This is a genomic window from Mycobacterium sp. NTMscope_MAC_269 (assembly GCF_976985695.1).
Map to the genome: position 1 here is coordinate 4,924,293 of NZ_OZ335668.1, position 22,803 is coordinate 4,947,095.

Annotated in this window: 26 protein-coding genes and 1 pseudogene; 9 read left to right on the plus strand and 18 right to left on the minus strand. The window is 68.7% G+C overall.

From position 1 onward, the window contains the following. The first annotated feature begins 33 nt into the window (after positions 1–33). The gene (locus ACZ50Z_RS23370) at positions 34–1,503 is read left to right on the plus strand and encodes a flavin-containing monooxygenase (protein WP_464485683.1); all 1,470 of its coding nucleotides are present in this window, start codon (positions 34–36) and stop codon (positions 1,501–1,503) included. On the opposite strand, the gene rraA is transcribed toward ACZ50Z_RS23370, so the two are convergent. From rraA to ACZ50Z_RS23415, 9 genes are all read right to left on the minus strand, one after another. Beyond that, positions 1,500–1,985, minus strand: a complete 486-nt coding sequence (gene rraA / locus ACZ50Z_RS23375) for a ribonuclease E activity regulator RraA (RefSeq protein ID WP_464485684.1) — start codon at positions 1,983–1,985, stop codon at positions 1,500–1,502. The two genes, ACZ50Z_RS23370 and rraA, sit on opposite strands and share 4 nt — an antisense overlap. Before the next feature lie 26 nt (positions 1,986–2,011). Beyond that, positions 2,012–2,452 carry an Rv3852 family protein gene (locus tag ACZ50Z_RS23380; protein ID WP_464485685.1) on the minus strand — a complete coding sequence of 147 codons (441 nt, stop codon included), beginning with the start codon at positions 2,450–2,452 and terminating at the stop codon, positions 2,012–2,014. A gap of 88 nt (positions 2,453–2,540) precedes the next feature. Beyond that, positions 2,541–3,041, minus strand: a complete 501-nt coding sequence (locus ACZ50Z_RS23385; RefSeq protein WP_464485686.1) for a copper resistance CopC family protein — start codon at positions 3,039–3,041, stop codon at positions 2,541–2,543. Then, positions 3,038–3,706 (minus strand): YcnI family protein, encoded by a 669-nt coding sequence (locus tag ACZ50Z_RS23390; RefSeq protein ID WP_464485687.1) that lies wholly within the window; start codon positions 3,704–3,706, stop codon positions 3,038–3,040. Before ACZ50Z_RS23390 ends, ACZ50Z_RS23385 begins: the two co-directional genes overlap by 4 nt. Positions 3,707–3,734: 28 nt before the next feature. Next, on the minus strand, positions 3,735–4,391 hold the full coding sequence (locus tag ACZ50Z_RS23395) for a DUF6474 family protein (RefSeq protein ID WP_464485688.1): 657 nt from the start codon (positions 4,389–4,391) through the stop codon (positions 3,735–3,737). 144 nt (positions 4,392–4,535) lie between these two features. After that, the gene (locus tag ACZ50Z_RS23400) at positions 4,536–4,934 is read right to left on the minus strand and encodes a transcriptional regulator (RefSeq protein ID WP_464485689.1); all 399 of its coding nucleotides are present in this window, start codon (positions 4,932–4,934) and stop codon (positions 4,536–4,538) included. Between the two features lie 636 nt (positions 4,935–5,570). Beyond that, the gene (locus tag ACZ50Z_RS23405) at positions 5,571–6,104 is read right to left on the minus strand and encodes a peptidase (protein ID WP_464485690.1); all 534 of its coding nucleotides are present in this window, start codon (positions 6,102–6,104) and stop codon (positions 5,571–5,573) included. Positions 6,105–6,299: 195 nt separating this feature from the next. Continuing rightward, positions 6,300–6,923: a superoxide dismutase gene (locus ACZ50Z_RS23410; RefSeq protein ID WP_464485691.1), complete on the minus strand. Its 624-nt coding sequence runs from the start codon at positions 6,921–6,923 to the stop codon at positions 6,300–6,302. Between the two features lie 148 nt (positions 6,924–7,071). After that, complete coding sequence (locus ACZ50Z_RS23415) at positions 7,072–7,227, minus strand: hypothetical protein (protein ID WP_008262955.1); 156 nt, start codon at positions 7,225–7,227, stop codon at positions 7,072–7,074. Positions 7,228–7,801: 574 nt separating this feature from the next. On the opposite strand from ACZ50Z_RS23415, the gene ACZ50Z_RS23420 reads away from it, so the two are divergent. Together ACZ50Z_RS23420 and ACZ50Z_RS23425 are read left to right on the plus strand one after the other, a co-directional pair. Beyond that, complete coding sequence (locus tag ACZ50Z_RS23420) at positions 7,802–8,848, plus strand: DUF4328 domain-containing protein (protein ID WP_464485692.1); 1,047 nt, start codon at positions 7,802–7,804, stop codon at positions 8,846–8,848. A gap of 4 nt (positions 8,849–8,852) precedes the next feature. Further along, positions 8,853–9,677: a glycerophosphodiester phosphodiesterase gene (locus ACZ50Z_RS23425; protein ID WP_464485693.1), complete on the plus strand. Its 825-nt coding sequence runs from the start codon at positions 8,853–8,855 to the stop codon at positions 9,675–9,677. Between the two features lie 9 nt (positions 9,678–9,686). Here ACZ50Z_RS23425 and ACZ50Z_RS23430 read toward each other — a convergent pair whose 3' ends face one another. Next, positions 9,687–10,631 (minus strand): LCP family protein, encoded by a 945-nt coding sequence (locus ACZ50Z_RS23430; RefSeq protein ID WP_464485694.1) that lies wholly within the window; start codon positions 10,629–10,631, stop codon positions 9,687–9,689. 238 nt (positions 10,632–10,869) lie between these two features. Continuing rightward, a complete protein-coding gene (locus tag ACZ50Z_RS23435; RefSeq protein WP_464485695.1) occupies positions 10,870–11,658 on the minus strand; it encodes a DUF2470 domain-containing protein in 789 nt (262 codons plus the stop codon). 90 nt (positions 11,659–11,748) lie between these two features. Here ACZ50Z_RS23435 and pheA point away from each other — a divergent pair, with 90 nt between their 5' ends. After that, a complete protein-coding gene (gene pheA / locus ACZ50Z_RS23440) occupies positions 11,749–12,699 on the plus strand; it encodes a prephenate dehydratase (protein WP_464485696.1) in 951 nt (316 codons plus the stop codon). Then, positions 12,696–13,382 carry a histidine phosphatase family protein gene (locus ACZ50Z_RS23445; RefSeq protein ID WP_464485697.1) on the plus strand — a complete coding sequence of 229 codons (687 nt, stop codon included), beginning with the start codon at positions 12,696–12,698 and terminating at the stop codon, positions 13,380–13,382. The genes pheA and ACZ50Z_RS23445 overlap by 4 nt, the downstream gene beginning before the upstream one ends. 8 nt (positions 13,383–13,390) lie before the next feature. On the opposite strand, the gene ACZ50Z_RS23450 is transcribed toward ACZ50Z_RS23445, so the two are convergent. From ACZ50Z_RS23450 to ACZ50Z_RS23460, 3 genes and pseudogenes are all read right to left on the minus strand, one after another. Beyond that, complete coding sequence (locus ACZ50Z_RS23450) at positions 13,391–13,582, minus strand: hypothetical protein (RefSeq protein WP_464486371.1); 192 nt, start codon at positions 13,580–13,582, stop codon at positions 13,391–13,393. After that, positions 13,583–13,982 (minus strand): annotated as a pseudogene (locus ACZ50Z_RS23455) (metallopeptidase family protein); the annotation flags it as partial. 4 nt (positions 13,983–13,986) lie between these two features. Continuing rightward, positions 13,987–15,336, minus strand: a complete 1,350-nt coding sequence (locus ACZ50Z_RS23460) for a septum formation family protein (RefSeq protein ID WP_464485698.1) — start codon at positions 15,334–15,336, stop codon at positions 13,987–13,989. Between the two features lie 112 nt (positions 15,337–15,448). Between ACZ50Z_RS23460 and serS the strand changes: the two genes are divergently transcribed. After that, positions 15,449–16,702: a serine--tRNA ligase gene (serS, locus tag ACZ50Z_RS23465; protein WP_464485699.1), complete on the plus strand. Its 1,254-nt coding sequence runs from the start codon at positions 15,449–15,451 to the stop codon at positions 16,700–16,702. Here the strand turns inward: serS and ACZ50Z_RS23470 are convergent. Continuing rightward, positions 16,699–17,448, minus strand: coding sequence for an AraC family transcriptional regulator (locus tag ACZ50Z_RS23470; protein WP_464485700.1), 750 nt, complete (start codon positions 17,446–17,448; stop codon positions 16,699–16,701). The two genes, serS and ACZ50Z_RS23470, sit on opposite strands and share 4 nt — an antisense overlap. Positions 17,449–17,502: 54 nt before the next feature. Between ACZ50Z_RS23470 and ACZ50Z_RS23475 the strand changes: the two genes are divergently transcribed. Continuing rightward, positions 17,503–18,072 (plus strand): class I SAM-dependent methyltransferase, encoded by a 570-nt coding sequence (locus ACZ50Z_RS23475; protein ID WP_464485701.1) that lies wholly within the window; start codon positions 17,503–17,505, stop codon positions 18,070–18,072. On the opposite strand, the gene ACZ50Z_RS23480 is transcribed toward ACZ50Z_RS23475, so the two are convergent. After that, positions 18,069–18,566: a DUF2834 domain-containing protein gene (locus ACZ50Z_RS23480; protein ID WP_464485702.1), complete on the minus strand. Its 498-nt coding sequence runs from the start codon at positions 18,564–18,566 to the stop codon at positions 18,069–18,071. The genes ACZ50Z_RS23475 and ACZ50Z_RS23480 overlap by 4 nt on opposite strands. 88 nt (positions 18,567–18,654) lie before the next feature. Here ACZ50Z_RS23480 and ACZ50Z_RS23485 point away from each other — a divergent pair, with 88 nt between their 5' ends. Both ACZ50Z_RS23485 and ACZ50Z_RS23490 read left to right on the plus strand, forming a co-directional pair. Further along, a complete protein-coding gene (locus tag ACZ50Z_RS23485; protein WP_464485703.1) occupies positions 18,655–19,302 on the plus strand; it encodes a TetR/AcrR family transcriptional regulator in 648 nt (215 codons plus the stop codon). Between the two features lie 49 nt (positions 19,303–19,351). Then, positions 19,352–20,914, plus strand: coding sequence for a phytoene desaturase family protein (locus tag ACZ50Z_RS23490; protein ID WP_464485704.1), 1,563 nt, complete (start codon positions 19,352–19,354; stop codon positions 20,912–20,914). On the opposite strand, the gene ACZ50Z_RS23495 is transcribed toward ACZ50Z_RS23490, so the two are convergent. Together ACZ50Z_RS23495 and ACZ50Z_RS23500 are read right to left on the minus strand one after the other, a co-directional pair. Then, on the minus strand, positions 20,911–21,252 hold the full coding sequence (locus ACZ50Z_RS23495; protein ID WP_464485705.1) for a hypothetical protein: 342 nt from the start codon (positions 21,250–21,252) through the stop codon (positions 20,911–20,913). The genes ACZ50Z_RS23490 and ACZ50Z_RS23495 overlap by 4 nt on opposite strands. Beyond that, on the minus strand, positions 21,249–22,799 hold the full coding sequence (locus tag ACZ50Z_RS23500; protein ID WP_464485706.1) for a Rieske 2Fe-2S domain-containing protein: 1,551 nt from the start codon (positions 22,797–22,799) through the stop codon (positions 21,249–21,251). Before ACZ50Z_RS23500 ends, ACZ50Z_RS23495 begins: the two co-directional genes overlap by 4 nt. Between the last annotated feature and the right edge of the window lie 4 nt (positions 22,800–22,803).

Below are 22,803 nucleotides of genomic sequence, written 5' to 3' on the forward strand. Positions count from 1 at the left end.
ACTGAATCGACACAGCGTTGATAGCGTGGCCGTATGACTGAGCACCTCGACGTCCTCATCGTCGGCGCCGGCATCTCCGGCGTGAGCGCGGCCTGGCACCTGCAGGAACGCTGCCCGACCAAGAGCTACGCCATCCTCGAACGCCGCGCCGACCTCGGCGGCACCTGGGACCTCTTCAAATACCCCGGCATCCGATCCGACTCGGACATGTTCACCCTCGGCTTCCGGTTCAAGCCCTGGCGTTCGGCGAAGTCGATCGCCGACGGCGCGTCGATCAAGGCCTACATCAAGGAAGCCGCGGTCGAGAACCGGATCGAACCGCGCATCCGCTACAACCACCGGGTGGTGGCCGCCGACTGGTCTGACGCCGACAACCGCTGGACGCTGACCGTCGAGAACGACGGCCGCACGAGCGAAATGACCTGTTCGTTCCTGTTCGCCTGCACCGGCTACTACAACTACGACGAGGGCTTCTCGCCGACCTTCCCGGGCTCGGACGACTTCGGCGGCACCGTCGTCCATCCGCAGCATTGGCCGGAGGACCTCGACTACGCGGGCAAGCGAATCGTCGTCATCGGATCCGGCGCCACCGCGATCACCCTGATCCCCGCCCTGGTGAACTCTGGCGCGGGTCACGTGACGATGCTGCAGCGCTCGCCGACCTACATCGGCTCGCTGCCCGGGGTCGATCCGTTCGCCGAGAAGGCCAATCGCCTGCTGCCCGAGCGCCTCGCGCACATGGCCAACCGCTGGAAGGCCATCGCGTTCAGCACCTTCCAGTACCAGCTGTCCCGCAAGGCCCCCGCCTATATGCGCAAGACGTTGATGACGATGGCGCAGCGTCGCCTGCCGCAGGGCTACGACGTCGAAAAGCACTTCGGCCCGCGCTACAACGTCTGGGACGAGCGGCTGTGCCTGGCGCCCGACGGCGACTTCTTCCGCACCATCCGGCACGGCAAGGCCGACGTGGTCACCGACACCATCGACCGGTTCACCAAGACCGGCATCAAGCTCATCTCGGGTGAGGAGTTGGCGGCCGACATCATCGTCACCGCAACGGGATTGAACATGCAGCTGCTGGGCGGGGTGAAGCCGACCCGCAACGGCGAGGACATCGACCTGACCTCGTTGATGACCTACAAGGGCCTGATGTTCTCCGGGGTGCCGAACTTCGCCATCACCTTCGGATACACGAACGCATCCTGGACGCTGAAGGCGGACCTGGTCTCCGAATTCGTCTGCCGGTTGCTGAACTACATGGACGCCAAGGGCTTTGACTTCGTGGAGCCGCAACACCCGGGCGAGGCCGTCGACGAACTGCCGTTCATGGACTTCACCCCGGGCTACTTCCGGCGCTCGATGCACCTGCTGCCCAAGTCGGGGTCGCGGGCGCCGTGGCGGCTCAAGCAGAACTACTTCTTCGACATGCGCACGATCCGGCGCGGCAAGGTCGACGACGAGGGCCTGAAGTTCGCGAAAATGCCTGCGCCGGTAGCGGTTTAGCCGTCTGGGACGACGACGACGATCCCGTCGTCGTCGCTGTAGGCGATCTCGCCCGGCAGGAACGTCACACCGCCCAGCGTGATCTCGACGTCGCGTTCGCCGGCGCCGGTCTTGGTGCTCTTGCGGGGATTGGTGCCCAGGGCCTTGATGCCGATGTCCATGCCCCGCAGCGCGGCCGAATCGCGCACCGCACCGTTGATGATGAGCCCGGCCCAGCCGTTGGAGCGCGCGAGCTCGGCGATGACGTCGCCGACCAGCGCGGTGTGCAGCGATCCGGCGCCGTCGATCACCAAGACCCCGCCGGCACCGGGTTCGGAGAGCACCGACTTCAGCAGCGCGTTGTCCTCAAAGCAGCGCACGGTGCTGATCGGCCCGGCGAACTCGGCGCGCCCGCCGAGCTGCCGGAATTGGGTGTCGCAGCTGCGCACGTCGGCGCCGATGCTGTCGACGAGGTCGGCGGTCGGCCGGAATGACACCGTCACTTCAGACACGTTAAATACCCGCGCACTCAGCGGCGGCGCAGCTGGCGGATGAGCAGGATGGCCAGCAGGCTGACGGCCAGGGCGACGATCAGCGGCACCGGGGACTGGCCCACCGCGGGCCCCGGGACGGCGGGCGAGACCGGGTTGTTGGCGGCGTCCACGGTCGACTTCGCCTGTGCCGCGGCGTCTTTGGCGGCGGCGGTGAGGTCGCCGTTGGTTTCCGCCCGCTGCTGCAGGCCGGCCGGCGGCTCGGGCGGTTTCGGGGGTGCGGGTTCGGCATTCTTGGCCGGCGCCTTCTTCGCGGGCGCTTTCTTGGCGGGCGCCTTTTTGGCGGGCGCCTTCTTCGCAGGTGCCTTCTTGGCCGGCGCCTTCGCGGCCTTTTTCGCCGCCTTGGCGGGCGGCTTCTTTTCCGGCGGGGTGCCGGCGCCGTCGGGCGCGCTGTCGGTGGGGTCCTGCGGGTCTGCCATGCGGCCGCTCCTTGAGCTTCCTCTGTCGTCGTTTCCCTAGCTCAGGGATCTCGACCCCATCATGCCAGCCCGCGTCCCGGCGCCTCGATCACCGCCTGTGCCGCACCGCCCACCAGGCGCCGCCCGCGACGAGCGCCAACGCGGCCGCCACGAACGGCCAGACTGGAACGACACCGCCCCCGCCGCCGCCGGCGACGGGAGGCCCGGGGGTGCCGGTACCGGACACCGTGAGCTGAAACGAGAAGGACCCGGACACCACGTGGCCGTCCGCCGAGGTCACCCGGTAGTTCACCGTGTACGCCCCGGACGGTCCCAGTGGACGCAGGGCGACGCTGACCACCGCGCCCGCCACGGTGGGCTCTCCGGCGGACCACACGTTGCCGTCCGGCCCGACCACCGTCATGGCGGCGAACGTGGTCTGCAACTGCTCGTTGAAGGTGGCGCTGACCCGCTGCGGGCCGGACGCAAGCACGGCATTGGCCGCGGGGTCGGTGGCGATCCGGGCGGCGTGCGCTGCGGCCACCGGCGCGGTGAGCGTGGCCATCGCGAACATGGCGCTGACGCACGCGCCGATCGCCAGCCGTTTCATGGGCGCCGGCGGATCAACGCGATTGCGACACCCGCCGCGGCGACCACCAGAGCGGCGCCACCCAGCAACCGCGCCGTGTTGTCGGCCGCGTCGGACCGCGCGGGTTGGGTGACCGGGGTGGGCGTCGAGTGGTGGTGGTGAGACCCTGCCGGCCCGCTGCCCAGGGTGAGCATGGGTGCCGGGTGTTCCGGCTCGCCGCCGTCAGGCAGCGGCGCCTGATCCCACTTCACGACGGTCCCGTCGGCGTAGGACTGCGTGGCCGGGAAGCTGACGGTGTCGGTGTCGGGCAACTTCACGGACAACCGGAACAGTGCGAATTGGTCCGGGGGGATCCCCCCGCCGGGCGCGGCCGTCCATGTCACCGAGCGGACGGCGCCGGACGCCGCGTCACGGTCGAGCCGGGCCGTCCAGCCCGGCATGCTTTCGGTGCGCGCCGAGGCGACGTCGGGGAGGGTGACGGTCAACGCGGTGGTGGCGGCCCCGGCGTTCGATTCGTTGGGCACCTGGAAGGTCACCAGGGCCATGGCACCGCGCACCGCGTCGTCGCTGCTGGCGTGGACGTGCGCCCGTGCGGTGGGGGACTGCAGCGCCGATCCGAGAGCCAGGACGGCGGCGGCGCCGACCGCGACCAGGATGCGCGAGATCCACCTGCCGTGGGTTGACATGGGAGGAGGTTGCCTTTCGTGCGGTCAGTCAGCTCAACCCGAGGCGGGCCATCAGGTCCGCCTCGATGCCTTCGAGCTGCGACGAGATCGCGGCGTGGGCCGCCCGTCGTCGCGCGGCGGGCAGATTCTCCGCGGCGGTGACCGCCGCCGACAGATCGGCGAGCCGCTCGGTGATGGCGGCCACGAACGCCTTGGTCTCGGCGTCTTTGGGCTTTTTGTCCTGCACCGTCCGCAACGCCTTTTCCGCACCGGCGATTCGGGCCGACAGCTGGGCGCCGGGGCCGGAGAACTGGCCGATCTGGGCCAGCGGAATGCCGAGCCGGTCCGCGCGGCGCTGATCGATCAACGCCCGCGCCGAGACGGCTAACCGATAGATCACCGGTGTGAGGATCGGCGCGAGCAGCCGCGACACCGTGAGCACGCGGCGGATCCGTGTGGGGGAGAAGATCTTGCCCTCCCGCGCCGCCTTGAGTTGGGCCTCAGCGACTTTGAGCGCATTGCGGTCGCTGTCGCGTTGCGACTTGATCTGAGCCCTGAGCGCCTTGTTCTCCGCCCGTTGGGCGGATTTGGCGCGCCGCACTTCATGTTTCGCGGCCAGCTTGGCCTCGAGCTTGGCGCGGGCCTTGATCGCGCGGGCTTCAGCGCGACGCGTCGCGCGGCTCTTTCGCTTGCCGAACAGGCCCATTCCCGGCCGCCTCCCGGTATCTCGCTGGCAATCGTCGTCTAACGCTCTCGCGTTCGCGATCCGTTTGCCAACCCTAATCGGAATGGCTGGGCGCCAGCTCCCCAGGGCTGGCCGCCAGGCCCCGGGGCGGTCGATGTCGGGCCGCTAGGCGTCCAGGTGCTCGGAGCGGCGCAGCTCGTTGACCCGCTCCATGACCTCGCGCTGGGCCTCGGGGGACAATTCGGCCGTGCGCACCGCGATGCGCCGCACGTTGTCGTCGCGGGCCGTGGCCAGCCACGACAATTCCTTGTCGAGCTTCTCGTAGTACTCGTCGTCGGTGAAGTACGCGGGCTTGATGCGGAAGAAGTTGGCCAGGGCGGCCATCGTCGCCGAGGACGGGTTGGTGCGGTTGCCGGAACGCAACTGGGACAGGTAGGGAGCCGACATCGTGATGCCCTCCGCCTTGAGCGCCGCGATCACTTCCGCGGAGGTGTGCGCGCCGCGTCCAGGCGGATACACCGTGTCGAACAGGCGGTTCAGGCGAGCAGCGAACGTCGTGCTCATTGATTTGACCTCCACTGGGCTGTAGAAGCGAACTATTACCTAGGTGTATTTGCTGATCATGGTAGCGAGGCTTGATGAGGGTAACCAGGTGCAAACCCCGAAGGATTCCCGACCGGCACAGCTGATGCTCATCAACTCCCCACTTGACGAGCGTCTAACTGATTCGCTGAGGTGTCCACCAAATCCACGGAACTCACAGGTTATCCGCAGAATCGGACACCCGTCCCGAAGTGGCGGGGGGCCCGTCTGGTGGGGGGCACGGTGAGCAGGCGCGCCGTGCTGGGCGATTGCACCGCAACGGGCCGAAGAGCCGCGCCGATCGAGTGCACCATTTGCTGCCGGGCGCCAAACGAGACTGCCAGGGGCGCGCCGAAACCCGTCGGCCGCTTGGCGGACACCCATGGTCGAGGGGTCGTTAACTTAGCCGGCGCCGCCGAGATCGCGGTCATGCGGGACGGGTTCGGTCGCGACCGCCGGCCGACGTGACGCTCGCCGGGCCGGATCGGTCGGTCATTTCGGCGCTCGCGAATCGCGGCCCCGCGCGCGGGAAGGCGAATCGCCATTCGCGCGCCGGCGGCGATGGTCTCGCCGCCGGCGGTGAGAGAAGGGTTACTTCGGTTTCGCTGCGTTCTGGGACTAGGCGGCGAGGAGCATGGCCAGAATTGCCGTGTCGGGATGACTGATCGGGTCGACGCCGACCCGGCTCACCATCGAGGTGATGGTGCCGTCGGCTTCGGCTTCCACCCAAGCGGCCCGGTGCTCCAGCCCGAGGTAGGGCAAGCCGGGCAGCAATACGCATCCCGATGCCGCGCCCGTGCATTCGGGCAGTGACGGCGTGGTTTCCGACGGCGGGTGCAGCATGAGTAGCGCGGGGGGCTGATGGTCGGCGAAATATCCTGGCTGGATTGCTGATTCACCGAAAACCGTGCCTTCGGCCAGCACCAGGCCGACCGTGCCCGGTTCGGGTTCGTCGGGTAGTTCCTCGCGGGCACCGAACACCGTTGTGGTGGAGAGTAATCCGGGCAGCGACGCGACCCTGACCGCGACCATGAGCAGCTGTGCCCACTCTTTCGTCGAATCGGGCCAGCGTCCGGAGATCAAAAACCCCTTCAGGGCGCCACGAGAATGGAACGGGGAAACCCCGATGGGCCGATCCGAGCCGGTTTCCATCTCGACCTCCGCGCGACGCCTCCGTTTGGAATAACCACACTGATAGTCCGAATAATTAAGAATGCCTGCGGATTAGGCGCCGTGCAACACGACACGGTCAGCGGCGCGGATCTTCGTATCCGGCCGATTCGGGGCCGAACAAACGACTGGGGCGCCGCGCATTGTGCGCGACGCCCCCGCCGATCGAGATAAAAGTCAGCCGAAGATCAGGCCCTGGGTTTTCGAGGTCGCGGCGGCGTAGCGCTTCTGCACGTCCGCCCAATTGACGACGTTCCAGAACGCCTTGACGTAGTCCGCCTTGACATTCTTGTACTGCAGGTAGAAGGCGTGCTCCCACATGTCGACCTGCAGCAGCGGAATGATGCCCAGCGGAACGTTGGCCTGCTGGTCGTAGAGCTGGAACGTCAGTAGCCGGCCGCCGAGGGTGTCGTAGCCCAGCACCGCCCAGCCCGAGCCCTGCAGACCGTTGGCGGCCGCGCTGAACTGGGCACGGAACCGGTCGAAGGATCCGAAGGCGTCGTCGATCGCGGCGGCCAATTCGCCGGTCGGCTTGTCGCCACCGTCCGGCGACAGGTTCTTCCACCAGATCGAGTGGTTGACGTGGCCGCCCAGGTGAAAGGCCAGGTTCTTTTCGTTCAAGAAGATCGCAGCGTGATCCTCGTTGGCACGGGCCTCTTCGAGCTTGGACAGAGCGTCGTTCACGCCTTTGACGTACGTGGCGTGGTGCTTACTGTGGTGGATCTCGTTGATCTGACCTGAGATGTGCGGTTCCAACGCTGCATAGTCCCAGTCCAAGTCGGGCAGGGTGTATTCAGCCACGGCGTTCCTTTCTTCGATTATCGTCTTGACGCTCAGTCGCGCGGGCCGCCTCACGGCGGCCGGCCGTTATCAACCCTGCTCCATGAGCGCGCGCACCGCAAGAATGACCCTTGTTGAGCCGCAAGGCGGATACCCGCTCGGCGTCAGTTCAGAACAAGACGATGACCGCGAGGACGGCCAGCAAGGCCAGTGCGATCAATCCGGCGCGCAGCGCCGCGATGGTGTAGCTGTGATTCCACGCGGGCGAGCCGCAATACGACTTCGACGCGGCCGGTGAACCCGGACCGAACGAATGCGTGGCCATCAATCGCCTTCCACCCCCCGGTTCACCTCACGGTGAGTGAGGTGAGTCACAAACACTTTCGCGAACGCGATCATAGCGCTTTGTGGCGATGTTGAGAAATAACGCTCTGAGCTGGGGGTTGGCGAGAACCTGCCGGCGTGGGGGCGCGAAAACGGCGGAGCGGGAAACGGTGCGTCGCGGGCGCGGCCAGCCGATGCTTAGCGAGGCAATCCATTTCGCTCAACGGCCGGATTGGGTTGTTTAGGACATGCGTACAACACCGCGGTGTTATCCACAGCGGCAGCACGATCCGGCGCCAGAGGCTGTAGCGATGGCTTTCTATACCCCCTGGGTCTATGTGGATAAACCTGTGGAAACTGTGGATAGTCCGCAGCGGCTGATGAGGTTTGCCCGCCCCGCTCGAATGCGGCCCGCGCCCCGCGTTCCGCGGGCCGCATCGTCGCGGGAGGTCCGATGGCGCCGCTCCTCCTCGCCCCGCGTTCCGCGGGCCGCATCGTCGCGGGGGGTCCGATGGCGCCGCTCCTCCTCGCCCCGCGTTTCGCGGGCCGCATCGTCGCGGCGCTAGTCTGGTCCGGTGATCCAGGTGTGCTCCCAGTGCGGCACCCGCTGGAACGTGCGCGATCGGCAACGCGAGTGGTGTCCCCGCTGCCGCGGCGCCCTCATGGCGCCCCTGCCGCAATCCCCGCCCGCCGACCCGCGGTGGGGCACCGCAGGCGCCCCACACCCGGCCGCACCGCAGCGTTCTCCGGCCTGGCAGCGCACTCCGCCACGCCTTCCGCCCGGCTATCGCTGGATAGCGGTGCGTCCCGGCGCCGCCCCGCCGGCCAGGCACGCCCGGCGCCCCCTCGGGCCCACCCCGCGCTACGCGGTGATTCCGCGTTGGGGTTTGGCCGACCGCGTCGAACAGGCACCCGCCGTGGCCGAAGCGGCCGCACCACCGGGGCCGTCGGGCCAGATCATCCGCACCACGTCATTCGTGAGCGTGCTGGTCCTCAGCATTGCCGCCCTGGTCTACGTCGTCCGCTATGTGCTGCTGGTCATCAACCGGAACACCTTGCTGAACTCGTGGGTGGCCATCGCCGCCGACTGGCTCGGCGTGCTCGCCAGCGTGGGTGCGGGTGCGGCGGTGATCGCCTCCGGCGTGCTGCTGATCCGCTGGATGATCGCGCGGCGCGCCGCCGTGTTCGCCCATCACGGCCTGCCCGAGCCGCGCTCCGTGCGCGCGCTGTGGGCCGGCTGCGTCGTGCCGCTGGCCAATCTGCTGTGGGCCCCGGTCTACGTGATCGAGCTGGCCATGCTCGAGGACCATTGGGCGCGGCTGCGCCGATCCGTCCTGCAGTGGTGGATCGCGTGGGTCTGCAGCTACGCCGTCTCCATCGCCGCGATCGCGACCAGTTTCGCCACCGACGCGCAGGGCATCGCCAACAACACCGTCCTGATGGTCGTCGCCTACCTGCTCGCGGCCGCCACCCTGGCCGCCGCGACCCGCATTTTCGAGGGCTTCCATCGCAAGCCGGTCGCACGTCCTGCGCATCGCTGGGTGATGGTTCCCGAGGACGGCGCCGCCGCACCGGCTTCGGCTGACCCAGTTGAGTTAGAGGGGCAGGAACCGGCAGCATAGGGATATGACGTGGGCCGACGAGGTGCTCGCCGGGCATCCCTATGTCGTCGCCCACCGCGGGGCTTCGGCGGCGCGCCCCGAACACACGCTGGCCGCCTACGACCTCGCGCTCAAAGAGGGCGCCGACGGCGTGGAATGTGACGTGCGGTTGACCCGCGACGGCCATTTGGTCTGCGTGCACGATCGCCGGCTAGACCGCACCTCGACCGGAGCCGGCCTGGTCAGCACGATGACGCTCGCTCAGCTGCGGGAGCTCGAGTACGGGGCGTGGCACGACAGCTGGCGCGAGGACGGCGGCCACGGCGACACCAGTTTGCTGACGCTGGACGCGCTGGTTTCGCTGGTGCTGGATTGGCATCGGCCCGTGAAACTCTTCATCGAGACCAAGCACCCCGTCCGGTACGGCTCACTGGTGGAAACCAAGCTGCTGGCGCTGCTGCACCGATTCGGCATCGCCGCGCCCGCCTCGGCCGATCGGTCCCGCGCCGTGGTGATGTCGTTCTCGGCGTCCGCGGTCTGGCGGATCCGGCGGGCCGCGCCGCTTTTGCCCACCGTGCTACTCGGCAAGACCGCGCGCTACCTGACCAGCGGCGCGCCCACGGCTGTCGGCGCCACCGCCGTCGGGCCGTCGTTGCTGACGTTGAAGGAATATCCCCAACTGGCGGACCGCGCCATCGCCCAGGGCAGGGCGGTCTACTGCTGGAACGTCGACGACTACGACGACATCGATTTCTGCCGCGAGGTCGGCGTGGCCTGGCTGGCCACCCACCACCCGGGCCGCACCAAGGCGTGGCTGCGGGGCGATGCGGCGGGCCAAATCAGCATCTAGTTTCCCCGGCTACTGCTGGCCATCCGCGGTGGTGGGCGGTAGCGGCGCATCGGCGGCCAACGCGTCGAACAACCGGCCGGCCTCGGCGTGGTTCCACACCACCACCGCGCCGGCATCACCGCTGGTGAATTCGCCGATCGGGACGGTCATGGTGGCGGTGGAGCCGTGCAACGCCCAGCCGAGCCGAGCCAGATCCCAGGCGTGGTCGTCCTGGTCGACGGTGAGGGCGTCGGCGGCCGCCCGCGGCACCGAATACCAGCGAAATGGATTGAGCCACACCGCCGGGCTGGCGGCGCGATGCAGCAGTTCGGCCACGAACTGGCGCTGATTGACCATCCGGTCCAGGTCCGCGCGCGGGGTGTCGCGCGTCCTGACGTAGCCGAGGGCGTGCCGGCCGTCGAGCGTCTGGCAGCCGGCCGGCAGATCGATCCCGGCCAACGGGTCGCTGATCGCGGTGGTCGGGCACACCGTCACCCCGCCGAGCGCGTCGACCAACCCGGCGAACCCGCCGAATCCGATCTCGGCGTAGTGAGCGATGCGCAATCCGGTGGCCTGTTCCAGGGTGCGGACCAGCAACCGCGCGCCGCCCATCGAGAACGCGGCGTTGATCTTGTCCTTACCGTGATCGGGGATCGGCACATAGGAGTCGCGCGGGATCGACACAATCGTCGTCGGAACCGCGGCCCCGACCCCGGGCACGTGAACCAGCAGGATCGTGTCGGTGCGGCCGTCACCGATGTCGCCGCCCGTGGCCAACTCCTGTTGCTGGGTGGCGCTCAGGCTCTGGCGGCTGTCCGAGCCGACGATGAGCCAGTTGCTGCCGCGGCCGGGCCCGGGGCGTTCGGGATAGTCGGCGAGCACCTGCTCGCGGCGCAGTCTGGTGTCGAACCACACGGCGCCGGCGACGACGCCCGCGCCGATCAGCAGCACGACCACCAGCAGCGCCGACAGCATCGTTCGGATCCGGCGGCGCCGCTTGCGGGGTGCCCGCGGCGCGTGTGGTCGTGGCGGGGCCGGTGGCGCCGGCCGGTGCAGTGGTTGGGTTTTTGCGGTCGGTGACGGCGGCGGGACGCCCGCGCGGCGAATCACCTGCGGCGGCTCGCGGCGCGGCGGGTCCGGCTGTCCGGGCCGCCGACGCCGGGGTGAGCGCTCGCCGTTCACCTGCCTAACGTACGTGGCAGGTGCGCCGCGGCTAGCCGCGCGCCCGCAGCCCGTTGATGAACGGGCACCCCATCAGCACCCGAATGGCCTGGCGCAGGCCGGTCATGTCGTCCACCGGTTTGTGGAACGGCAACCGGACGTCGTGGTCCTGGTCGCTGCCCTCGACGCGGAACCGCACGCCGTAGCGGTCGAGCCCCAGCGGCCGCACGCGCCCGCGGCGCAGGGGCGCGGGCAGCCGGGACACCAGCCGCGCCACGATGTCGCCGTGGGCGGCGTCCAGGTGCCGCAGCAGGCCCGATTCGAGCGCACAGAACGGGTCAGGCCGCGCCGCAAGCAGGTCGGCCACGGTGACCGGCTCCGCGCCGGTGGCGTCGGTGACCACTACCGAGGCGATCTCGAGCCGCAGCAGTGTGTACCGCTGCTCGTGTCCACCGGACGGCGCGCACCGCGGGGTGTCGACACCCAGCAGCGCCGGATCGGGGCATTCGGCGGCGATCGCGTCGAGCGTGGAGAGGATGTGCGCCGGGGGCACCTCCTGAAGTCGCCCGCGCACCCACACCAGCGACCGGACCGGTTCACGCAGGGGCAGTGGCGCGTAATCGGTCAGCTCCAGCAGCGCTTGCGATCCCGCGATGGGTCTCCCGCGTTCCCGTTCGACGGGCAGCGCCAGCGCGAAGGACCCGTCGTCCATCAAGTGATGCACCGGCGTGGGGACCGGGTCGTCATGCTCGATCGCCAAGAGCGCGCCGCCGGCGCGCACGCAGGCGCTGCGGATCCGTTCGGCGGTGGTCGGGGCGTGGCAGCTCAGCGGTAACACCATCCTCATCCTTATGTTTAGGTAAGCCTAAGTTAACTTACCCGGGTTGGCGTCGCAAGGGTTTTCTGTCCAGCGCGCCGCTAGGGTTGGGACGTGGCCCGCATCGCTTACCTCGGTCCGGAGGGGACCTTCACCGAGGCGGCGCTGCGACAGATCACCGCCGCCGGCCTGGTTCCCGCAACCGACTCCGGCGGGGTGCGGCCGGTGCCGGTCGACAGCACGTCGGCGGCCTTGGACGCCGTGCGCGACGGCGCCGCGAACTACGCGTGCGTCCCGATCGAGAACTCGATCGACGGTTCGGTGACGCCCACCCTGGACAGCCTGGCCATGGGCTCGCCGCTGCAGGTCTTCGCCGAGACGACGCTGGACGTCGCCTTCAGCATCGTCGTCAAACGCGGATGCCGCGCCGCCGACGTGCGGACGTTGGCCGCCTTCGGCGTGGCGGCGGCCCAGGTACGGCACTGGGTGGCCGCCAACCTGCCCGACGCCGAACTGCGGCCGTCGTACTCGAATGCCGACGCCGCCCAGCAGGTGGCCGAGGGGCGCGTCGACGCCGCGGTGACCTCACCGCTGGCCGCCGCCCACCTGGGGCTGGACACCCTGGCCGACGGTGTGGTCGACGAGCCCAACGCCCGCACGCGCTTCGTTCTGGTCGGGCCGCCGGGACCGCCGCCGGCCCGCACCGGCGCCGATCGGACCTCGGTGGTGCTGCGCATCGACAACGCGCCGGGCGCCTTGCTGGCCGCGCTCGCCGAGTTCGCCGTCCGTGGCATCGACCTGACCCGAATCGAATCCCGGCCGACCCGAACCGGGCTCGGCACCTACCGGTTTTTCGCCGATTGCGTGGGACACATTGACGACGACGCTGTCGCCGAGGCACTCAAGGCGCTGCACCGTCGTTGTGCCGATGTGCGGTACCTGGGATCGTGGCCGACCGGCTCGCCCGCCGGGGCGTTGCCGCCGTCCGCCGACGAGGCGTTGTGCTGGTTGGCGCGGGTCCGGGACGGAAAGCCCGAAGACCCCGGCGGGGGGTCGCGGCGGTGAGCGGTCACTTGATCTTGGTGCGGCACGGCCAGTCCTACGGAAACGTCGAGCGCCGCCTCGACACCCGCCCGCCCGGGGCGGAGCTGACACCGTTGGGGCGCGACCAGGCCCGGGCGTTCGCCCGCGGGTCGGGCCGGCCGGCGATGCTCGCGCACTCGGTGGCCACCCGGGCCGCGCAGACCGCGGCGGTGATCGGGGGCCAGCTCGCGATGTCCGCCCTCGAGGTGCCCGGCATTCACGAGGTGCAGGTCGGCCGGCTCGAAGACCGCAACGACGACGAGGCGGTCGCGGAGTTCAACGCGATCTACGACCGCTGGCATCGCGGCGAACTCGACGTGCCGCTGCCGGGCGGCGAGACCGGCAACGACGTGCTGGACCGTTACGTGCCGGTGCTCACCGACCTGCGGCTGCGCTACCTCGACGACCACGACTTCCACGGCGACATCGTGGTCGTCAGCCACGGCGCGGCGATCCGGCTGGCCGCCGCGGTGCTGGCCGGCGTGGAGGCCGACTTCGCGCTCGACAATCATCTCGACAACGCCCAATCGGTGGCCTTGACCCCGATCACCGACGGGCGGTGGAGCTGCGTGCGGTGGGGGACGTTGACCCCGCCCTTTTATCCGGAGGCCGAGGCGACCCCGGTCGCGGACGCGGTGCGGTCAAGCACCGACCCGATGGGCTGAGGCGTCGCTCAGACGGCCAGCGCGATCGCCGCGGTGCAGGCACAGCCCACGGCGTCGCAATCGATGGCGAAGGCGTGCGGCAACAATTCGGGGCTGACGCAATCCGGCTCGGTGCACTCCGACCGGTGCAGGGCGTGATGAATGATGGTGCCGTGACAGTGATCTAAGCCTGCCCGGCAGTCGCGGCAGTCAGTGCTCATAGGTGCGTTCATAGCACCCGGCGCGGACAAATCCGGGACGCCGCGCCAGTCAGGCCCAGCCCAGTTCGTGCAGCCGGTCGTCGTCGATGCCGAAGTGGTGGGCGATTTCGTGGATCACCGTGATCGCCACCTCCTCGACGACCTCGGCCTCGGACTCGCACGCGTCCAGCAGCGCCCCGCGGTAGATCGTGATGGTGTCGGGCAGCGCACCGGCGTAGTCGGAGTCGCGCTCGGTCAGCGCCACCCCCTCGTACAGTCCGAGCAGCTCGGCGTCCTCGGGATGGCGATCTTCGACCAGCACCACGACGTTGTCCATCGCCGCGGCCAACCCGGGTGGTATCAGGTCGAGGGCGTCGGAGACCAGTTCGTCGAAGCGCCGCGGGTCCATCCGCACGGGCACCCGGCTAGCCCCCGGGCGGCGGCTCGGCGGGCGGGGGCGGCGGCGCCTCGGGTGCCGGGTTGGCCGGCGGCGCGCCGTTGTCCGCCGGCGGGGGCGGCGGTTGCTGGGCGGGCGGCTGCTGGGGTTGCGGCGCTTGCTGGGGCTGCGTCACCACGGGTTGCTGCCCGGGCAGGTGCTGATTGTTCGGGGGGATCTCCGGCGCGCTGGTCGACTGGTTGGACGGCGCCTGCGCCGGGGCCTGCAGCGGGATCGGCGGCATCGTGAGCCGCTCTTCGGGGATATCGGGGGGCGGCACCGGGGGCTGGCCGTTGATCAGCAGCTGACCCTTGGCGCTGTTCAGCAGGGCCGCCCAGCCCCCGTTGCCCAGCGTCGCGCCGATGCTGCAGGCCACTTCGCGGCTGCCGGCCGTCCAGCTCGAGAGCGGCACTGTCGGGTAGATCAGCGTCAGCGTGGTGGTGCGCAGCTTGACCGGCGCCAGGTACGCGTCGGTCATCTTGGTGCACGAATCCTTGATGAAGCTGTCCTGGTCCGGCTCGGCGGGCAGGGCATCGGGGAACTTCTCGGCCAGGTTGACCGTGCCGGTGACCTCCATCGCGTGCGGGGCCGCGCAGTCGACCGGCACATCGGTCGGTTGGTTGGTCGCCGGATCGATACCCAGGCAGGTACCGGCCGGCCAGATCTTGGACTGGTCGACGTCGGCGACCTTGCCCTTGAATGCCTGCTGCTGGTTGTTCGTGGCGGGCAGCTGCAGACCGCACAGCATGCGGCGATCGCCGGACTGACGCCAGGCCCGGTCGCCGGGCCACAGCAGGCTGACGGTGAACTTGCTGTTCGGATCGAACTTGAGTCCGAGGTAGTTACGGACGGACGCCTCGCACTGCTCCTGGGTGATCTGCTGGATGCGGGCGGGCGTCGGGGGCGCGGCGTTGGGCCCATACTCCGAGCCTGGGAACGTCCGCATGTCAATGGATTCGGCCACCTCGAACTTGTGGTCGTCGTTGCAGTTGACGATCTTCGCGGACTCCGGCGTGGTGTCGGGCCACATCAGGCATTCCCCGCGGGAGGCGCGATTCAAGGCGGCGTCGCTCTTGGCCCCGGTACTGCGCACGGGGCTGCTGTCGAGGAGCCGTCCCGATTCGGTGCTGACCGGGATCGCGGTGACCAGCCCGGCGATCAACAGCCCGCCGAGCGCGGTCAGCAGCAGGGCCCGCCGGGTCGCCCGGGCCTGCAGGCTGCGCGGCCACAAGAAGGCGGGCGGCTGCTGCTCGGACGGCTCACCGGTCGAGGCGGCGGGCGTCTCGACGGCGGGGCCTTCCGAAAGTTCCTTCTCGGGCGCTTGCGACATCGGGTCCATTCTGACAGGGCCACCTGAGCCGCGTGACAAAAGTTACTGATGTGAGTCCTGAGCCGGGTCGACGTGGACGTTGCGGCGGTCGGCCGGTGCCGGTGAAAGTAGTCTCAGGGCCGTGATCGACCTGAAGCTGCTCCGGGAAGACCCCGACGCCGTGCGCCGCTCCCAGCTCAGCCGCGGTGAAGACCCGACGTTGGTGGACGCGCTGCTGTCGGCCGACGCCGCGCGCCGGGCCGCCATCTCCTCCGCCGACGCGCTGCGGGCCGACCAGAAGTCCGCCAGCAAGAGCGTCGGCGCGGCGTCGCCCGACGAGCGTCCCGCGTTGCTGGCGCGCGCGAAGCAGCTGGCCGAGCAGGTGAAGGCCGCCGAGACCGCCCAGGCCGAGGCGGAGACGGCGTTCACCGCGGCGCACATGGCGCTCTCGAACGTCGTCATTGACGGGGTCCCGGCGGGCGGGGAGGACGACTTCGCCGTCCTCGACGTCGTCGGCGAGCCCCCGGCGCTCGACGACCCCAAGGATCACCTCGAGCTGGGCGAGTCGCTGGGCCTGATCGACATGCAGCGCGGCGCCAAGGTGTCCGGCTCGCGGTTCTACTTCCTGACCGGCAAGGGCGCGCTGCTGCAGCTCGGCCTGCTGCAGCTGGCGCTGCGGCTGGCCGTCGAGAACGGCTTCACCCCGATGATCCCGCCGGTGCTGGTGCGCCCCGAGGTGATGGCCGGCACCGGGTTCCTGGGCGCCCACGCCGACGAGATCTACCGCGTCGAGGCCGACGACCTCTACCTGGTGGGGACCTCGGAGGTGCCGCTGGCCGGCTACCACTGGAACGAGATCCTGGACCTGTCGGCCGGCCCGCTGCGATACGCCGGCTGGTCATCGTGTTTTCGCCGCGAGGCGGGCAGCTACGGCAAGGACACCCGCGGCATCATCCGGGTGCATCAGTTCGACAAGGTCGAAGGCTTCGTCTACTGCACGCCCGACGACGCCGAGGCCGAACACCAGCGGCTGCTGGGCTGGCAGCGCGAGATGCTGGCCCGCATCGAGGTGCCCTACCGGGTAATCGACGTCGCCGCAGGCGATCTCGGCTCGTCGGCCGCTCGCAAGTTCGACTGCGAGGCATGGGTTCCCACGCAGGGCACCTATCGCGAGCTGACGTCGACGTCGAACTGCACGACCTTCCAGGCGCGCCGGCTGTCCACGCGCTACCGCGACGAGAACGGCAAGCCGCAGACCGCGGCCACCCTCAACGGCACGCTGGGCACCACCCGCTGGCTGGTGGCGATCCTGGAAAACCACCAGCGGCCCGACGGCAGCGTGCGGATCCCCGCGGCGCTGGTGCCCTTCGTGGGCGCCGAGGTGCTCGAACCCTAGACCGTGCTGGCGGCCAGCTGCCCGGGGGTGTGCCCGAAGGCCCGCCGGTAGGTGTCGATGAAGGCACTCGGTGTGGCCCAACCGCATTCGGATGCCACCGACGTGACATCGCGCCGGTCGGCCAGCAACACCAGCGCGCGTTGCAGCCGGACCTGGGTGCGCCATTGCGGGAACGTCATGGCCAGCTCGTCGCTGAACAACCGGCTCAGCGTGCGCTGGCCGACGCCGACGCGGTCGCCGATCTGTTGCAGCGTCAGCGGCTCGCGCAGGTTGTCGGCGATCAGTGCGCACGCTATGCGGAGCCGCGGGTCGACGGGCGTGGGAATCCACAGCGGTTCCGCGACGCTGGTCACCTGCAACTGGTCGTGCAGGACGGCCAGCATCCGGTGATGCTCGGCGCTCTCGGTCCCCTCGGCCCGCGAACACGCGATGATCAGTTCCCGCATCAACGGGTTGACCGCCAGCACGGCCGGCGCCGCCGGGCCGCCGCGGTAACGGGCGGGATCCAGTGCGACACCGTGAAATTGGGTGGTGCCGTGGAACGTGTGCTCGTGCCAGCACCCGGCCGGTATCCAGATCGCGCGATTCGCCGGTGTGATCCACGTACCCGCCGGGGTGGTCACCGACACCGCGCCCGAGGACGGGTAGACGATCTGATGTTGCGGATGGCGATGCCGTTCGATCCGCGCTCCCGGCGGCAGCGTCTGCGCCGAGGTGACCAATCCGTCATGGCTGATTTCCGACATATTTCGGCAGGATATCGGAAGCGCGCAGCCAAGGTGCCCCTTAACTTTGACGATATGGCAATGAATCTCCTCCACCGACGGCGCTGCAGCTCGGCGTCATGGGAACGAGCGGTGGCCGATCAGCTGCTGCCGTGGGCGTTGCAGGACGTCGAATTGGGCTCGCGCACTGTGGAAATCGGGCCCGGTTATGGCGCGACGCTGCGCGGCCTGCTCGATCGCACGGCCTCGCTCACGGCCGTTGAACTCGACGGCGCGATGGCCGATCGCCTGCGGCGCCGCTACGGCGAGCGGGCGCGCATCATTCAGGCGAGCGGAACCGAAACGGGGCTACCCGCAGACGATTTCACGTCGGTGGTGTGCTTCACGATGCTGCACCACGTTCCCACCGCCGGCTTGCAGGACCAACTCTTCGCCGAGGCGTTCAGGCTGCTGCGGCCCGGAGGGGTCTTCGCCGGAAGCGACGGCGTCCCGTCACTGGCGTTCCGTCTGCTCCACGTCGCCGATACCTACAACCCCATCGCACCGGGCGACCTCCCCGGCCGGCTGCGAGCCGCGGGATTCACCGACATCTACACCGACGTCAGGCGTGGCCGGCAGCGGTGGCGGGCCACCAAACCGGGCTAGGCCGTGATCTTCGTCGCCGGCTCGCCGGCAACGTGCCCGTGCCGTCGCTGTCGTTCCATCGTCGCGAAGTAGAACGCGAAGGCGAATGCGAAGCTGGTGAACAGGCTGGACACGAAGTACAGCCAGGGGTGGCGCAGGCCGCGCCGGTAGCCGTCCACGATCGTAAAGATGGGCAGCAGAATCACATTCGCTATCGTGTAGTCCTGGCTTGCCGAGCTCGCCGCCGGGTTGGTGAACATCAGCTTGATGTATTCGGCCCAGCTTCCGTGCTCGCCCCACAGCGGGTTGGTCGAGCCCTGCGAGTACTCGTGCACGAAGGTGATGTTGAAGTACCACCCGAGCGCGACGGACGCGATGCCGACGACGTAGTAGACGATTTCCATCGGCGAGAACAGGGGGCCGTCAGCCGGCCGGGCGAAGACTTTCGAGTTCGACCGGACGATCCAGGTGATGACCGCCAGTCCGAGCACCGCGTGAGTGAGTAGCGAGACCATGGGCGCAGTCTCACCCGCGCCGTAAAGTTTTGTCAATATTGACACAACAACCGGGATGGCAAATCCGTCGCCTTGGTACCTTACTGAGATGGTCAGGCCCGCTCAGACGGCGCGCAGCGAACGTACGCGCGAGGCGTTGCGCCAGGCTGCCCTGGTGCGATTCCTGGCCCAGGGCGTCGAGGACACGTCGGCCGAACAGATCGCCGCCGACGCCGGGGTGTCGCTGCGGACGTTCTACCGCCACTTCAGCTCGAAGCACGATTTGTTGTTCGCCGATTACACCGGGCTGCACTGGTTTCGCGCGGCCCTGGACGCCAGGCCGGCCGACGAGGCGATCATCGACTCGGTGCAATCGGCCATCTTCTCGTTCCCGTACGACGTCGATGCGGTCACCAAGATCGCCGCCCTGCGCCAGGACGAGCTCGACCCCGGCCGCATCGTCCGCCACATCCGCGAAGTCCAGGCCGACTTCGCCGATGCCATTGCGGCGCAGTTACAACGGCGTGGTCGCGGGGCCGGGGGCGCCGCGGAGCCGGCGGCCGACCACCGGGTGCGCACCGCGGTGACCGCGCGGTGCATCGCGGCCGCCGTCTTCGGCGCGATGGAGGTCTGGATGGTCGGCGACGACCGGTCGCTCGGCGAGCTCGCGCGGCTGTGCCATGCGGCGCTGGAGTCGCTGCGAGCGGGGATCACGGACTCCTGGATCACGGCGACCTCCCGACAAGTTTCGTCATAATTGACAAAACTTTGTGGCCGTGCGAGCCTCCTTTGCGGAGGGCAAGGACATGACTGGTTATGACGCGATCGTTATCGGCGCGGGGCACAACGGCCTGACCGCGGCGGTGCTGCTGGCCAAGGCCGGGCTGCGGACGGTGTGCCTGGATCCCAAGCTCTACGCCGGCGGGATGGCTTCCACCGTAGAGCTTTTCGACGGGTATCAGTTCGAGATCGCCGGCTCGGTGCAGTTCCCGACATCGCAGGTGGTGGTCGACGAGCTGGGTCTGGACGCCATGCCCACGATCGACCTGGACGTGATGTCGGTGGCGGTGCGCGGCGTCGGCGACGATCCGCTGGTGCAGTACAGCGACCCCATCAAGCTGTTCACCCATCTCAACGAGGTGCACGGAGCCGACGCCGTCAACGGAATGGCGGGGCTGATGGCGTGGAGCCAGGGCCCGACCCGCGCGCTGGGCCGGTTCGAAGCGGGAACGCCACCCAAGAGCATCGACGAGATGTACGCCTGCGCCACCAACGAATTCGAGCGCTCCGCGATCGACGACATGCTGTTCGGCTCGGTCACCGACGTGCTGGACCGATATCTGCCGGACCGCGAGAAGCACGGCGCGCTGCGCGGTTCGATGACCGTGCTGGCCGTCAACACGCTCTACCGTGGCCCGTCCACGCCGGGCAGCGCGGCCGCGCTCGCCTTCGGCCTCGGCGTTCCCGACGGCGACACGATGCAGATGAAGAAGCTGCGCGGCGGGATCGGCGCGCTCACCTCACACCTGTGCGACGTGCTGCAAAGCCACGGCGGTGAACTTCGGTTGCGCACCAAGGTCACCGAGATCCTCGTCGCGGACGGCCGGGTGACCGGAGTGCGCACCGAGTCGGGGGAGACCCTGGACGCCCCGATCGTCGTCTCGGGCATCGCCCCGGACACCACGCTCAATGACCTGATCGATCCCGGCGCGCTGCCCGCCGACATCCGGGAACGCTATGCGCGCATCGATCATCGCGGCAGCTATTTGCAGATGCACTTCGCGCTCGACGAAGCCCCCGCTTTCGCCCCGCCGTACGAGGGCCTCAACTCACCGGCCATGCAGGCCTCGATCGGCCTGTTCTGCACGCCGGAAGAGGTCCAGCAGCAGTGGGAGGACGCCCGGCGCGGCATCGTTCCGGCCGACCCGACGGTGGTCTTGCAGATCCCGTCGCAGAACGACCCGGACCTCGCCCCGGCGGGTAAGCACGCCGCGTCGGCGTTCGCGCTGTTCTTCCCGATCGAGGGCGAGGTGGATTACGGGCAGGCGAAGGTCGAAATGGGTCAGCGAGTGATCGACAAGATCACCCGGCTCGCACCGAATTTCGAACGCAGCATCATTCGGCACACCACCTTCACGCCCAAGCACATGGGGGTGATGTTCGGCGCCCCGGGCGGCGACTACTGCCACGGTCTGTTGAACGCGAACCAGATCGGCCCCAACCGGCCGGGCCCCACGGGTTTTCTGGGCCAGCCGATCCCGATCGAGGGGCTGTACCTGGGCAGCGCGGGATGCCATGGCGGACCGGGTATCACGTTCATCCCCGGATACAACGCGGCGCGGCAGGCGCTTGCGGATCGGGAGCGCTAGCCGCGCCCGCCGAGCAATTCGTCGAGCAGGGCGGTGAACTCGTCCGCGCGCGCCGGCGTGAACGCGGGGCTGGGCCAGGTGCCCGGCACGTCCAGGGTGATCAAGGTCGACCGGAACGGCCGTTGCATGTCCAGCGGCAGCCAGCGGCGGAAGTCCGAGCTGCCCCATATCCGGAACCGCTGCGTGAAAAGCCCGAGGCTTTCGGCTTTGTAGCCGCGGATCGTGCCGAGGGCGATGATTTTCGACGTGCCCGATGGAAAGTGATAGCGGCGCAGCGTGATTGCCGCCCGATCCAGCGCAACCAGCCCGTCATCGTAGGAGCGGTGGGAGTCGTTCACGCGCGCCGGCTCCGCAGCTGGTGGCCCCGCGCGGTCAGGCAGCGACCGTCATCCAATCGCCACTGCCACCCGTGCAGGTTACAGGTCAGCGTGTTGCCTTCCACCACACCGAATTTCGACAGGTCGGCCTTGAGGTGGGGGCAACGGCGCTGGATCTCCCAGCCGTCCAGGGTGACCGAGGCCGAGTCGTCGTGGGTTTCGGCGAACCAGCCGTCGGCGTAGGCGATCCGTTCGTCGGTCAGGCATTTGAAGAAGGTGTAGAGGTACTCGTTGTAGCCGCCGACCCGCCACGCCTTGAAGCGAGTGGACAAGAAGATGGTGTTGACCCAGTCCGGTTCGCGGTCGCGCAGCACGGTGCGCACCAGCTCCGGTGCGATCTCGAAGCCGTAGCGGACTTTCTCGTCCGGAATCCGTTCCCGCACCGAACGTTTCGGGAAGTCGAGGATCACGGTCTCCGGACCGAGCACCAATTCGACGGGATAGCCGATCCCGTCGCAGATCTCGTCGCTTTGCGACATGATCGGCTCGAACAGTTCGCGCAGCGGTTCCAGTAGGGGCTCTCCGGTAGCGGGCGCCCAGCTCGCCCGCGCGGCGGCGACGACGGGCGCCATCCGCTCGGCGTAGGCGGCGATGTAGTCGGCCTTGCCGGTGGTGAAGATGGCCTCGACCTCGTCGGTGGGCAGCGGGTGATGTAGCGAATTCAGGGTGGACCCGGTGAAGTCGGCGGTCGACCCGGGGATCATCAGCAGGCCGCCGTCGTGGCCGTGCGTGCGCATCTGGTCGAGGAACACCATCTGGTCGGGGAAGATATTGGCCGGATCCGCGTGGTCGTCGTTGAGGTGGCGCAGCTGCGGATCCAGGAAGCAGGGCGGGCCCGCCGACGGGACCACCCACGTCGCCCCGACCTGGGCGAGGTATTGGCGGGCGCGGTCCATCTGTCGTTGCCGCTTCTGGATGCCGAAGGACTCCTTGGCGCGGGCCGGCATGTCGTAGACCATCGGGTACCAGATCGCCCCGGAGTACTGCAGCAGGTGCACATCGATGTGCCCGAACTCGGAGGCCAGCACATCCAGATCGACCGGCCGGGCGTCGTTCATGTTGAAAACCGTTGTGGCGCCGTCGGAGACCAGCAGCGCCGAATCACCGATCGGTCCGTCGGCGGGCGCCCGTAGCGCGATGATCATGACGTCGAGGGCGCCCCTGGCGCCTTCGATCCGATGCTTGACCGAATCGCTTGTCTCGAAGAATCGGTGAAATCCCAACTCCTGCAGAGCGTTTCGTAGATCCGGCACGGGGAAGTCCGGCAATAAGACCGTCGCGTCTTTGTTGACGTGCTCGGTCAGGTTCTTCGCGTCGAAGTGGTCCTTATGCAGGTGCGACACGTACAGGTAGTCGCAGGCGCCCAATTTGTCCCAGTCCAGCGTGCTGTTGTCCGGGAAAGGGAACCAGGACGCGAAGTAGGCCGGATTGACCCAGGGGTCGCATAGGATGCTGCCCGCTTGGGTCTCAATCAAAAATCCGGCGTGGCCTACGCTGGTGACCTGCACTAAT